At 55.4% G+C, this 12789-nt stretch carries 13 protein-coding genes; 3 read left to right on the forward strand and 10 right to left on the reverse strand.

Annotated features, from left to right (window positions below; translation table 11 throughout):
• Window positions 1–21: 21 nt before the first annotated feature.
• The 3 genes from AB8804_RS02395 to nifJ form a co-directional block, all read right to left on the reverse strand.
• A complete protein-coding gene (locus tag AB8804_RS02395; protein ID WP_371182627.1) occupies window positions 22–234 on the reverse strand; it encodes a KTSC domain-containing protein in 213 nt (70 codons plus the stop codon).
• A gap of 136 nt (window positions 235–370) precedes the next feature.
• A complete protein-coding gene (gene ompC, locus AB8804_RS02400; RefSeq protein WP_371182629.1) occupies window positions 371–1516 on the reverse strand; it encodes a porin OmpC in 1146 nt (381 codons plus the stop codon).
• A 387-nt stretch (window positions 1517–1903) separates the two neighbouring features.
• Window positions 1904–5428, reverse strand: coding sequence for a pyruvate:ferredoxin (flavodoxin) oxidoreductase (nifJ, locus tag AB8804_RS02405; protein WP_371182631.1), 3525 nt, complete (start codon window positions 5426–5428; stop codon window positions 1904–1906).
• A gap of 270 nt (window positions 5429–5698) precedes the next feature.
• Between nifJ and AB8804_RS02410 the strand changes: the two genes are divergently transcribed.
• On the forward strand, window positions 5699–5965 hold the full coding sequence (locus AB8804_RS02410; RefSeq protein ID WP_371182633.1) for a DUF333 domain-containing protein: 267 nt from the start codon (window positions 5699–5701) through the stop codon (window positions 5963–5965).
• On the opposite strand, the gene hslJ is transcribed toward AB8804_RS02410, so the two are convergent.
• From hslJ to AB8804_RS02445, 7 genes are all read right to left on the reverse strand, one after another.
• Entirely contained in the window at window positions 5966–6403 is a 438-nt protein-coding gene (gene hslJ / locus AB8804_RS02415; RefSeq protein WP_371182635.1) for a heat shock protein HslJ, read from the reverse strand.
• Window positions 6404–6529: 126 nt separating this feature from the next.
• On the reverse strand, window positions 6530–6658 hold the full coding sequence (locus tag AB8804_RS02420; protein WP_371182637.1) for a DUF2474 domain-containing protein: 129 nt from the start codon (window positions 6656–6658) through the stop codon (window positions 6530–6532).
• Window positions 6658–7668, reverse strand: coding sequence for a cytochrome d ubiquinol oxidase subunit II (gene cydB / locus AB8804_RS02425; protein ID WP_371182639.1), 1011 nt, complete (start codon window positions 7666–7668; stop codon window positions 6658–6660). Before cydB ends, AB8804_RS02420 begins: the two co-directional genes overlap by 1 nt.
• Window positions 7668–9068, reverse strand: a complete 1401-nt coding sequence (locus AB8804_RS02430; protein ID WP_371182641.1) for a cytochrome ubiquinol oxidase subunit I — start codon at window positions 9066–9068, stop codon at window positions 7668–7670. The genes cydB and AB8804_RS02430 overlap by 1 nt, the downstream gene beginning before the upstream one ends.
• A gap of 204 nt (window positions 9069–9272) precedes the next feature.
• The gene (locus AB8804_RS02435) at window positions 9273–9674 is read right to left on the reverse strand and encodes a hypothetical protein (protein ID WP_371182643.1); all 402 of its coding nucleotides are present in this window, start codon (window positions 9672–9674) and stop codon (window positions 9273–9275) included.
• The gene (locus AB8804_RS02440) at window positions 9652–10068 is read right to left on the reverse strand and encodes a polymorphic toxin type 44 domain-containing protein (RefSeq protein WP_371182645.1); all 417 of its coding nucleotides are present in this window, start codon (window positions 10066–10068) and stop codon (window positions 9652–9654) included. The genes AB8804_RS02435 and AB8804_RS02440 overlap by 23 nt, the downstream gene beginning before the upstream one ends.
• Window positions 10065–10556 carry an Hcp family type VI secretion system effector gene (locus AB8804_RS02445; RefSeq protein ID WP_371182647.1) on the reverse strand — a complete coding sequence of 164 codons (492 nt, stop codon included), beginning with the start codon at window positions 10554–10556 and terminating at the stop codon, window positions 10065–10067. The genes AB8804_RS02440 and AB8804_RS02445 overlap by 4 nt, the downstream gene beginning before the upstream one ends.
• Window positions 10557–10982: 426 nt before the next feature.
• On the opposite strand from AB8804_RS02445, the gene AB8804_RS02450 reads away from it, so the two are divergent.
• The gene (locus AB8804_RS02450; protein ID WP_371182650.1) at window positions 10983–11171 is read left to right on the forward strand and encodes a cold-shock protein; all 189 of its coding nucleotides are present in this window, start codon (window positions 10983–10985) and stop codon (window positions 11169–11171) included.
• Between the two features lie 82 nt (window positions 11172–11253).
• Window positions 11254–12666 (forward strand): PLP-dependent aminotransferase family protein, encoded by a 1413-nt coding sequence (locus tag AB8804_RS02455; protein ID WP_371182652.1) that lies wholly within the window; start codon window positions 11254–11256, stop codon window positions 12664–12666.
• The last annotated feature ends 123 nt before the right edge of the window (window positions 12667–12789 follow it).

A 12789-nucleotide genomic window follows, 5' to 3' on the forward strand; every position in this document is an offset into this window, starting at 1 on the left:
TTATCAAATGAGGGACTGCTGTCACTGTAATATGTTTTCCTTAAACTTTCCCTTAACAACCCCATCGTAAAAGCGACCTTTTGACACCACGCGCAAAAAATCAGAAAAAATTCGCGCCGGGACGTGCTGATATTGAATGAGCGTACGGTCGCGGAAGCGGATTTCCAGTGTAGCGCTGGGTTCATCGTAGCCGATCGAGGCAATTCGTGAAGATTTTACGGGATGATGCACCATGACGTGAGCCTCATACAGCGATGGCGGAAGGCCTATCATCTTACAGAAGCGTTAAACCAGGCAAGCTGTAACAAAGCGGATTTATACTGTTCCCGCTAACTAAAGAGATAGCCCGCACGGAGGCGGGCTATTTGCATCAGAACTGATAAACCAGTCCCAGCGCTACAACGTCATCGGTGCTGATACCGTTGTCTTTGTAGAACTGCTTGTCTTCGTCCAGCAGGTTGATTTTATAATCCACGTAGGTGGACATGTTTTTATTGAAATAGTAGGTTGCGCCAACGTCGGCATATTTAACCAGATCCTGGTCGCCCTGGCCGTTTGCCAAATCTTTGCCTTTAGACTGCAGGTAGGAAATAGCAGGGCGCAGGCCGAAATCGAACTGGTACTGCGCGGTCACTTCGAAGTTTTGCGTTTTATTCGCTACACCGTCACCGTCGCCGTATGGCGTCATATTGCGGGTTTCAGAATACATGGTCGCCAGATAGATATTATTGGCGTCATATTTCAGGCCGGCAGTCCAGGCATCGGCCTTATCGCCGCCCGCCGTGCTGTGGATGATCTGATCGTTGGTACGGTCAGAGGAGGTGTAGGCCGCGCCCGCGCTGAAGCCCATGCCGAAATCGTAGGTGGAGGAAATGCCCCAGCCGTCGCCATTGTCATAGCGATAGTCGTTGCCCGTGCTTACGCCATACTGGTCGTAGGTGTTTGCACTGCGGCTTGCAGACCCTTCTTCGTTATTGCTGCCGCCTTCGTTAGTGCCCTGATACTGAACGGCAAAGTTCAGGCCCTGCACCAGACCGTAGAAGTCGGTGTTGCGGTAGGTCGCCACGCCGTTCGCGCGGTTGGTCATGAAGTTATCGGCTTTGCTGTAGGAGTCGCCGCCGAACTCTGGCAGCATATCGGTCCAGCCTTCCACGTCGTACAGCACGCCGTAGTTACGACCATAATCGAATGAGCCATAGTCGCCCACCTTCACGCCTGCGAAGGCAAGACGGGTCCAGGACTGGTTATCAGAACCTTCGGTGTTGTTGGCCTGAATGTTGTATTCCCACTGGGCGTAGCCCGTCATCATGTCGTTAATCTGGGTTTCGCCTTTGAAGCCCATACGCATGTAGGTTTGATCGCCGTCGGCAGAGGAGTTGTCAGAGAAGTAGTGCAGCCCGTCTACTTTTCCATACAGATCCAGCTTATTGCCATCTTTGTTATAAATTTCCGCTGCGTGTGCTGCGCCAGCCATTAAAATAGCCGGGATCATCAGTGCCAGTACTTTTCTTTGCATTTTGTTATTCCTTGCAGTTTTATTATTTAATTGCGTAGTGAACTTTCCTGGCTGGAAAGTTGTCCCATGCTAAATCACTCACGCGGAAGAACAATAAAATATAATTGTTACCGATTGAGTAAAACCTCAAGGAATTGCGTATTAAGAAATGGTGATAATTTCTGTGAATGATTTAAGCTTAATTATACGAAATTAAAATTATTCAACAATTACGTAAAGGAGTAATATCTTTCCCGTTATATGCCTTTAAGATTTCTTCATCCATAACAAAAATGAATATTGTTCTTATAATTAAACAGTATTCATGATTAATTTGGATTAGCCCGAAGTTGAGACTTCGGGCTTTTTTTTGGCGAAAAAATGCCCGGACTGGCCGGGCATAGACGATTATTCGCTTGGGGATTTTTCCGCTTTCCCGGCCATCTGCGCCAGGAAGTCATAGCGTTTTTGCAGATCGGCTGCCGCGTCCTTCCAGAGCTGTTCCGCCACGTCCGGCTGCTGCGCGTTAAGGCGGCGGAAGCGCTGCTCCTGCATTAGCGTCTCTGCCAGCGCGTCCGACGGCGGACGTGAATCCAGCGCCAGCGGCAGCTTGCCTTCATCCGCGCGGCGAGGGTCGAAGCGATACAGCGGCCAGAAGCCGGTTGCGGTGAGCTGGCGCATCTGATCGTGGCTGAGCGCCAGATCGTAGCCATGCTCCTCGCACGGGCTGTAGGCGATGATCAGCGACGGCCCCGGATAGGCTTCCGCCTCCTGAATTGCCTTCACCGTCTGGTTCAGCTGCGCGCCCAGCGAGATCTGCGCAACATAAACATGCCCGTACATCATCATGCTGACGCCGAGATCTTTACGTGCCTTGCGCTTACCGTGCTCGCCAAATTTGGTCACCGCACCGAGCGGGGTCGCTTTTGACGCCTGGCCGCCGGTGTTGGAGTAGCACTGCGTGTCCAGCACCAGGATGTTGACGTTTTCGGTCAGGCTCATCACGTGGTCCAGCCCGCCAAAGCCGATATCGTATGCCCAGCCGTCGCCGCCAATCAGCCAGATGGATTTCTCCACCAGCGCGTCGGCGTCGGTCAGCAGCTGTTCCGCGCCGTCCACGCCCTGAAGGGCAGCGCGCAGCTCGGTGACCTGTGCACGGCGAACCTCCGGCGTGGCGTCCGCGTGCAGCGCGTCATTCAATTCTGCCGGGATCTTATCTGCAAACTGTTCCAGCAGGCGCATCACGCGCGCGCGGTGCTGGTCTACGGTCAGGCGGAAGCCCAGGCCAAATTCCGCGTTATCTTCGAACAGCGAGTTCGCCCACGCCGGGCCGCGGCCGTTTTCGTCGGTCGTGTACGGCGTGGAGGGCAGATTACCGCCGTAAATCGATGAACAGCCCGTGGCGTTAGCGATGAGCATGCGGTCGCCGTAAAGCTGCGTCAGCAGCTTGATGTACGGCGTTTCGCCGCAGCCGGAGCAGGCGCCGGAGTACTCGAACAGCGGGGTGATCAGCTGCGAGGTGCGAATATCGATGCGCTCGAGCTTGCTGCGGTCGATTTCCGGCAGGCCGAGGAAGAAATCGTAATTCACCTTTTCCTCTTCAACGTGCTCCAGGCGCGACATCATATTGATGGCTTTGATTTCCGGGTTCTGACGATCTTTCGCCGGGCATACCTCGACGCACAGGTTACAGCCGGTGCAATCTTCCGGTGCCACCTGCAGAACGTATTTCTGGCCGCGCATATCGCGGGACTTCACGTCCAGCGAGTGCAGGCTGGCCGGTGCGGTTTCCATCTCGTCAGGAGAGACCACCTTGGCGCGGATCGCCGAGTGCGGGCAGGCCGCCACGCAGTGGTTGCACTGGGTGCACAGCTCCTCTTTCCAGATCGGGATCTCTTCGGCGATATTGCGTTTTTCCCAGCGCGTGGTGCCCACGGGCCAGGTGCCGTCCGGCGGCAGCGCGGAGACGGGAAGGGCATCGCCCAGCCCGGCCAGCATCGCGGCGGTCACGGTTTTCACGAAGTCCGGCGCCGCGTCGGAGACCACCGGCGGGCGGTTAGGGCTCGCGGCATTGACCTGCTGGAGCGGCACTTCGAACAGCGATTCGCGGGCCAGCGCCAGCGCCTGCCAGTTGCGCTCAACCAGCTCCTGGCCTTTACTGCTGTAGCTTTTAGCGATCGCGCCCTGAAGCTCCACCAGCGCGCTGTCGCCCGGCAGAATATTGGTCAGATGGAAGAAGGCCATCTGCATGACGGTGTTAATGCGCGCGCCCAGGCCGCACTCGCGCGCAATCTTCGCGGCGTTAACCACGAACAGGCGCGCTTTTTTCTGGTTCAGCACGGCCTGCACCTCCTGGGGCAGACGGCTCCAGACCTCATCCGCCCCGTACGGCGTGTTAATCAGGAAAATCCCGCCCGGCTTGAGGCGCTCCGCCATCTGGTATTTATCGATAAACTGCAGCTGGTGGCAGCCGACAAAATCGGCCTGCGAAATTAAATACGCCGAGCGGATAGGCTGCTCGCTCACGCGCAGGTGGGAAACGGTCAATCCGCCCGCTTTTTTGGAGTCATAGACGAAGTAGCCCTGGGCATACCACGGCGTTGAATTACCGATGATCTTGATGTTGTTCTTGGTCGCCGAGACGCTGCCGTCGCTGCCCAGGCCGTAGAACAGCGCCTCCAGCTTTGCCGTTGCGGGCAGGGTGTTTTCCGGCAGGGGCAGGGAGAGATTGGTCACATCATCGTAAATACCGACCGTGAAGCGCGGCTTCGGCTTCGCTTCGCTCAGCTCGTTGAACACCGCGAGCACGCAGTCCGGGCCAAACTCTTTGGAGGACAAACCGTAGCGGCCGCCGATGACGCGCGGCAGCGTTTCGCGCTCGCCGCTGTTGAAGGCTTCCGCCAGCGCGGTCATCACGTCAAGATAGAGCGGCTCGGCGTGCGCCCCCGGCTCTTTGGTGCGGTCCAGAACCGCAACGGTACGCGCGGTTTCCGGCAGCGCGGAGAGCAAATGCTTCGCCGAGAACGGGCGATAGAGGCGTACCTTCAGCACGCCCACCTTTTCACCGCGGGTCAGCAGTTCGTCCACCACCTCTTCGCAGGTGCCAATCGCCGAGCCCATCAGCACGATCACGCGTTCCGCCTGCGGATGGCCGTAATATTCAAACGGCTTATATTCGCGCCCAGTGGCGGCGGCAAAGTCGTCCATCGCCTGCTCAACGTGGGCGTAAACCGCGTCGTACCACGGGTTGGTGGCCTCGCGGGACTGGAAATAGGTGTCCGGGTTGGCGGAAGTGCCGCGAATAACAGGATGTTCGGGGTTCAACGCCCGCGCGCGGTGCGCGTCGATTTCCGCCTGCGGGAGCAAATTCAGGATCGTGTCGTCCGCCAGGGGGACGATTTTGTTGATCTCGTGAGAGGTGCGGAAACCATCAAAGAAATGAATAAACGGCACGCGGCTTTTGAGGGTCGCCACATGCGAAATCAGCGCGAAATCCTGCGCTTCCTGCACGCTGCTGGCGCAGAGCATCGCGCAGCCGGTCTGGCGTACGGCCATCACGTCGGAGTGATCGCCAAAAATGGAGAGCGCGTGCGTTGCCACGGTGCGCGCGGCGACGTGGAGAACAAACGGCGTCAGCTGCCCGGCCAGCTTGTATAAGGTTGGGATCATCAGCAGCAATCCCTGCGAGGAGGTAAACGACGTTGACAGCGCGCCGGTCTGCAGCGCGCCGTGAACGGTGGCGATTGCCCCCGCCTCAGACTGCATTTCCACGACGCGTGGGACATCGCCCCAGACGTTTTTTAGCCCATTCCCGGCCCAGGCGTCCGCCTGTTCCGCCATGGTTGAACTTGGCGTAATTGGGTAGATGGCGATAACTTCGCTGGTACGAAACGCGACTGACGCGACTGCACCATTACCGTCGATAGTTTGCATAGAACGACACCCTTACATTGCGCAAAAAGAGGGGCCTGATTTTGTCCTCAGACCCTGAATATTATCTCTCTATTCTAGCAAAGCTCGGTTTTTCCGATTTTCGCTTTTGTGTCCTGGGTATTCTCGTCATCAATGTGTAGATCAAACTTTTGGCAGAAAAATTGCGAGAAATTGTTTCAGGAGCGCATAAATACGCACTTGCGCTCTCGACGGCACGGCGGGTGATGCCTATGATGCTTAGGTTTCGCACTTTTTTATGGGGGAGAGGTCATGCGTTCAGCGTTTTGGGTAGGATGTGCCGCGTTATTATTGTCAGCATGCAGCAGTGAGCCCGTTCAGCAGGCTACCGCGGCGCACGTGTCGCCGGGCATGAAGGCGGCAATGTCCAGTTCAGGCCAGGCCAACTGCGCAATGATTGGCGGTTCGCTGTCCGTTGCGCGCCAGCTCGACGGCACGTCAACCGGCATGTGCGCGCTGCCCAACGGCAAGCGCTGCAGTGAACAGTCGCTCGCCGTGGGCAGCTGCGGAAATTACTGATTAGTCCGCGCGCTTAAAGACCAGCGACCGATCGGCGGTTGCCAGCGTGAGCTGATCTTCAGTCAGATCGACCTGTGCGCCCTTACTCAACATCTCGCTAAGGGTGTTATCGAGTTCGTTCAGCTGCGGTTCCGTGCAGAGCCTGCGGGTCATGGCAAGGTCTTTGACCTTTAGCTCGCCCTCGGACAATTTGCCCTGTCCGGTGAATCGGTTACACATTGCGCCTGAGACGGCGATATTCTTAATCAGGCTCAAATCGTGCTCTGCACTAAAGCTGATTTCAGGCTGCGCTGACGCGGCCTTTACGGCTTTGCCGTTTACGTTTTCCAGAACAAAACGGTGGTTCTGAAGCTGGTCGGGCTGAACGGAGGCTTTGCCCGGATTAACGCAGCCCGCAACGATCAGGCTGAATAAAGAGACTGCAACAAGCTTTTTCATTTTTCTTCTCAAACTATTTATATCGTGAATCTTTTACCAGTGTAACGATACTCTCCCGGCTGTTAATGGGGTTTATCCGAATGTGCGAGAAGAGGCCGGGCAGCGCGTGGCCACCCGGCATCCGGATCAGTGGGACTTAAACCCCGCCGCAGCCATCAGTATACGGAAGAACATACTTACGCCAGCCAGCGCCAGCACGCTGCCGCCCCATATGATCGCCAGCCACATTAGCCGTTTCCAGACAGGCTGTTTCATCAGTGATACCCCTCCCCATGCCGTACTTTTCCGCGAAAAACATAATAGCTCCAGTAGGTATAGACCAGGATAACGGGAATAATCAGCAGCGCGCCGACCAGCATAAAGGCCTGGCTTTGCGCGGGGGCGGCCGCCTGCCAGAGCGTTATGGCCGGAGGAATAATGTGCGGCCAGATGCTGATCCCAAGGCCGCTGAAGCCGAGGAAAATCAGGCCGAGCGTCAGTACAAACGGCAAATTATGGCGATTCGGGTTATCCAGGCTGCGCCACTGGCACAGGCTCAGAATGACGACCAGCGCCGGGACGGGCAGCAGGAAGAAGAGGTTGGGCAGCGTAAACCAGCGGGCGGCGATGGCCGGATGCGCCAGCGGCGTCCAGACGCTGACTATCGCCATTACCGCCAGCAGGACGACCAGCAGCGCTTTAGACAGCTGGCGCATTCGCTGCTGCAGGCTGTTCTCGCTTTTCATCACCAGCCAGGTCGCTCCTAACAGCGCATACGCAGCCACCAGGCCCGCGCCGCAGAACAGCGTGAACGGCGTCAGCCAGTCAAACGGTCCGCCGCTGTAGGCGCGCCCGGTGACGGAAAAGCCGTTGATCACCGCGCCGACGGTCACGCCCTGGGTGAAGGTGGCGAGAATCGAGCCGCCGATAAAGGCCTTGTCCCAGAAGGGGCGGTGCGCCGGCGTTGCCTTGAAGCGAAACTCAAAGGCCACGCCGCGAAAAATAAGCCCGATCAGCATCAGGGTCAGGGGAACGGTGAGTGCATCGATTATCACCGCATAGGCGAGGGGGAATGCGCCAAACAGCGCCGCGCCGCCCAGCACCAGCCAAGTCTCGTTCCCGTCCCAGACCGGCGCGACGCTGTTGACCATCACGTCGCGATCGTCCGCGTCCTGAATCGCGGGAAACAGTATGCCAATGCCCAGGTCAAAGCCGTCCATGACGATATACATCAGCGTGGCAAAGACAATAATCACGAACCAGATAATGGAAAGATCGATACCCATTACGGCTTCTCCTCAACGTGCGTGGTAACGGCGGAAAGCGGGCGAGCGGGGCGTCCGTCGGCTTCGGTGGCGAAGGTTTCATGTGGCTGCGGGCCTTTTTTGATCAGCCGCACCATATAGCTATACCCCACGCCAAAGACGGCGCTATACACCACGAAGAAGGTCAGCAGGCTAACGCTCATATGCAGATCCCCGTGCGCGGACACCGCGTCTTTGGTGCGCTGAAGCCCGTAAACGACCCAGGGCTGACGGCCAACCTCGGTAGTGATCCATCCGGCCAGAATCGCAATCAAGCCCGACGGCCCCATCAGCAGCGCAAACCACAGGAAGGGGCGAGAAGAGTACAGGCGCTTTCTGTAGCGCAGCCACACGGCGACGACGCCCAGCGCGAGCATCAGCATGCCCAGCCCCGCCATAATGCGAAACGACCAGAAAACGATGGTGGCGTTGGGGCGATCCTCTTTCGGGAACTCCTTAAGTGCAGGAACCTGTTTGTCCAGGCTGTGGGTCAGGATCAGGCTGCCGAGCGCGGGAATTTCCAGCCCGTAGCGCGTGCGCTCCTGTTCCATATCCGGCCAGCCGAACAGCAGCAGCGGAGTCGGTTCGCCCGGCGGATTTTCCCAGTGCCCCTCAATGGCCGCAATTTTGGCCGGCTGATGCTTTAGGGTATTCAGCCCGTGCATGTCTCCGACAAGCGCCTGCAGCGGCGCAACGATAAGCGTCATCCACAGCGCCATGGAGAACATGGCGCGGATCGCCGGAGTGTTGTTCCCGCGCAGCAGATGCCACGCCGCCGACGCGCCGACAAACAGCGCGCTGCTGAGAAACGCGGCGATGGACATATGCAGCAGGCGGTAAGGGAAAGAGGGGTTAAAGACCACGGCAAACCAGTCCACCGGGACGACCTGCCCGTTAACGATTTCATATCCCTGCGGGGTCTGCATCCAGCTGTTTGAGGAGAGGATCCAGAAGGTGGAGATAATAGTGCCCAGCGCCACCATGCAGGTCGCAAAGAAGTGCAGCCCCGGCCCAACCTTATTCCAGCCGAACAGCATCACGCCGAGGAACCCGGCTTCAAGGAAGAAGGCGGTGAGCACTTCGTAGGTCAGCAGCGGGCCGGTAATACTGCCCGCAAACTGGGAAAAACCGCTCCAGTTGGTGCCAAACTGATAGGCCATCACCAGGCCGGACACCACGCCCATGCCGAAGTTAACGGCAAAGATTTTGGACCAGAAGTGATAAAGCGAACGCCAGACGGGGTTCTTAGTTTTGAGCCACAGCCCCTCCAGCACCGCGAGATAGCTCGCCAGGCCGATCGTAATCGCCGGGAAAATAATGTGAAAGGATACGGTAAACGCAAACTGTATCCGCGCAAGGTGAAAAGCATCTAAACCAAACATGCACTGCCTCAATGTCAAACGGTGTGCTGTTATGGTATAGGGCCACCCGCAAGAGTATCAGAAGCAGAAATGGGTAATTTAGGTATAACAGTTTGTGAGGGTGGGGATTTTTTGATAACTGATATAGACAGCTTTAATCCCCACTCAGTGTGCAGAGAATCAATGTCTGATGATAAAAGTGGGGCAGAAAGCCCCACCATGAAGTCAATAGCGCGCGGCGTCGAGATGAACCTGAACAGGAGCTGCGGTATTGCGGAAGGAAAACACATCGCCACGCACGCGTAAATACACCTCATCGTCTTTTACATTAATCATCGCCTTATCATCATTGGTGACCATAAATGCATTTAAATCATTAACGTGTGTTAAAAAGTCTGCGTCGCTTTTCGTCGCGTCATAGAAATAGTAATGATAAGAAAACGATGTCATCGCTCCGGCGCTGGCCTGTGTGACATATAGCACGGTCCCATTATTGACCTTTACTCGCTTGTACATTTCATGCTCTATCGGAAAGCTCATAAAACTAACAATCCAGCCGATCATAGCAAGGACAATAAAGAGGGGCACCAGAATATAACGCTTCTTAAAAACCCGTTCTTTTTGCATAATCAATCCCGCATTTTATCCAGAACTGATCGTTGGGATCGTCCCCATAAGGAGACGCCCCATACCAACATCCATCGATAGAGCGTCCATTCCCCGATTTTGATTGCGCCCAGCCTGACGCGCGAAGCAAAACGAACTCAGTCATTCCTGCTGCCGTGCCAACTGCGCCATAATTGAAATTACCGAAGTTCTCATACTGACGACCTATTCTGGTTTTATAATCCCAAGGACCATGTAATCTAACCTGTTGGTAAAACCACTTATAGGTAAGTAATGATGGGCCTCGGTGCAATCTTGCTAACATCATATTATTTATGATGCTCACCCCGGGCGGAGAAAATGAGGTTATATCGTAAGGTGGGTGAGGTGATGCCGCTAACGTTGGCCGCCTCATGCTTGCTGTCTCTCATTCCAGCTATCGGAAAACATGATATTTCCTTCGCAATGTTTCCAGGTGATTTTTTCATAGCGAAGTTCTACACATTCCAGATGGTTGTGTTTTTCTTTCGTCGGATCTTTTGTGTCGTGCATTAATGGCGAAACGCCGACTATTTTCACGCCCTCGAGTAACATGTTGAAGTATTCTATTTCCTGACCAGCATCGTTAATTCTGTACCACTTAAATTCTGCTGACTTAAGGGTTTGACCCTTTGCGACAGCTTTATAGAGATAGGGTGAAGATGAATCGAATTCTTTCTGGATGATAATCGCGGAATGATTACGTGTGCCTGTAATTTTCCCCGTCATGCCGTCAGTAGGTAGGCTCAAACTGTGGGAGAAGCCATTGACTTCGATGCTGCCTTCGCGGCCCCAGACATCCACCGAGCCTTTTATATCCGCACCGCCGTCGTCCTTGAGCCACAGGTAAGCGGGAATTGCCATTTCAAATCTCCTTTTTGCTTAACGGTTTATGTTTTAAACAACGTTAAATAAACGCCAAATCGCGGTGGTCATTAGGCAAAAAATGTCATACAAATTTAATATATTTCATTGAGTTATGAGTGATTTCTCAAAGATTGCTTTTTTCAATCGTTGTATAAGACACGTCTGAATGCGAATAAAAAATTCTTTTTATGAATTTTACGCATTAAACCGCTTGCTTTGTCATCACCCCCGTGCGTTAATGGCTCTCTGGTTTTGATTTCAAAAGAATATCTGACGTAGTTTTTTAAAAGCAGTTCTCATCACGTTGTGCCTCTCCGCAGCCTCTTGGGTCTTTTTCTACACTCCGATTCATTTTTGTTTCAGACCACTATCGCCTGATAGGCCCATTAGTAATTTACGTTTTTACGTTTACAGGAGAATCTTATGACTTCTTATATCCATTTCCGCTGCCCATGCTGTCATGGCTCGCAGTACCGTACCTCAGCCTTCGATGTGTCTGAGAAGAACCCTTTCGGTGCGAAATGCATTTTTTGCAAATCGTCCATGATTACGCTCGACCATTTGGCCGCCGCGCGTTTTGCCGCCAACGCGGTGACGGAGTTCCGAAAGTAATTCGCACCATCGGCCATAACAGTTAGCAAAATCTTCTCTTTTTCTCCTGCTGATATAGACTATCGTGCATAAGGAGAATCTGATGAAAAAATACCAGCGTCTGGCGCAACAAATCATTTCACAAATTGAGCTTGGCGTGTGGTTGCCGGGTGATAAGCTGCCCTCGCTGCGAGAGCAGGTGGCAAGCAGCGGCATGAGCTTTATGACCGTTGGCCATGCGTATCAGATGCTGGAAAGCCAGGGACACATCGTCGCCAGGCCGCAGTCGGGCTATTACGTTGCCTCGCGCCCGACCCTGCAACAGCCTTCTCCTCCCGCGCAGGTCATTCGCGACGACGTGGTCGATATCAATACCTATATCTTTGATGTCCTCCAGGCCAGCCGCGACGCCTCCGTGGTGCCGTTTGCCTCCGCGTTTCCCGATCCCCGTCTTTTCCCGCTCCAGCAGCTCAACCGCTCGCTCGCCAACGTGAGTAAAACCGCCACGGCAATGAGCGTGATTGAAAACCTGCCGCCGGGAAACGTCGATCTCCGCCACGCCATCGCCCGCCGCTACGCGCAGCAGGGGATGAACATCTCCCCCGATGAAATCGTGATCACCGCCGGCGCGCTGGAGGCGCTCAACCTCAGCCTGCAGGCCGTCACGGAGCCGGGCGACTGGGTGATTGTCGAAAATCCCTGCTTTTACGGCGCGCTGCAGGCGCTCGAGCGCCTCAAGCTGAAGGCGCTGTCGGTGGCCACCGACGTGCGGGATGGGATTGACCTTAACGCGCTCGAACAGGCGCTGAACGACTATCCGGTGAAAGCCTGCTGGCTGATGACCAACAGCCAAAATCCGCTGGGCTTCTCGCTGAGCGCTGAGAAAAAAGCGCGGCTGATTGCGCTGCTAACGAAGCACGGCGTCACGCTGATTGAAGATGACGTCTATAGCGAGCTCTACTTTGGCCGCGAAAAGCCGCTCCCGGCAAAAGCGTGGGACACACAGGACATGACGCTTCACTGCTCGTCATTTTCCAAATGCCTGGTGGCGGGCTTTCGCATCGGCTGGGTGGCGGCGGGGAAACATGCGCGGCGCATTCAGCAATTACAGCTGATGAGCACGCTTTCAACCAGCTCGCCGATGCAGCTGGCGCTGGTGGACTATCTGGCGACCAAACGCTATGACGCCCACCTGCGCCGACTGCGGCGCACGCTCGCCGAGCGCAAACAGCAGGCGTGGCAGTCGCTTTTGCGCCACATGCCCGCGGGCGTCAACATTCACCACAGCGACAGCGGCTATTTTTTGTGGCTGGAGCTGCCCGCGCTGCTTGATGCGGGAGCGTTAAGCGAAAAGGCGTTGGCCCACCATATCAGCATCGCGCCAGGCAAGATGTTCTCCACCTCAAACGTCTGGGCGCCTTTTTTCCGCTTTAATACGTCATGGTCCTGGGGAGAGCGCGAGGAGCAGGCGGTGAAGCAGCTGGGAAAATTAATACGCGAGATGCTCGACGATTAGATCCGGCCCGTTCTCCGCGTTTTAAATAGCGCAAAAAGGGGGCTTCGCGGCCCCGTCATACGAAATCACAATGTCCACTCTCCTGGCTAACCCCTTGTCTATAATCCAGTTAACGGGGAATGC

The sequence above is a fragment of the Enterobacter sp. KBR-315C3_2022 genome (genome assembly GCF_041399425.1).
Lineage (GTDB): Bacteria > Pseudomonadota > Gammaproteobacteria > Enterobacterales > Enterobacteriaceae > Enterobacter.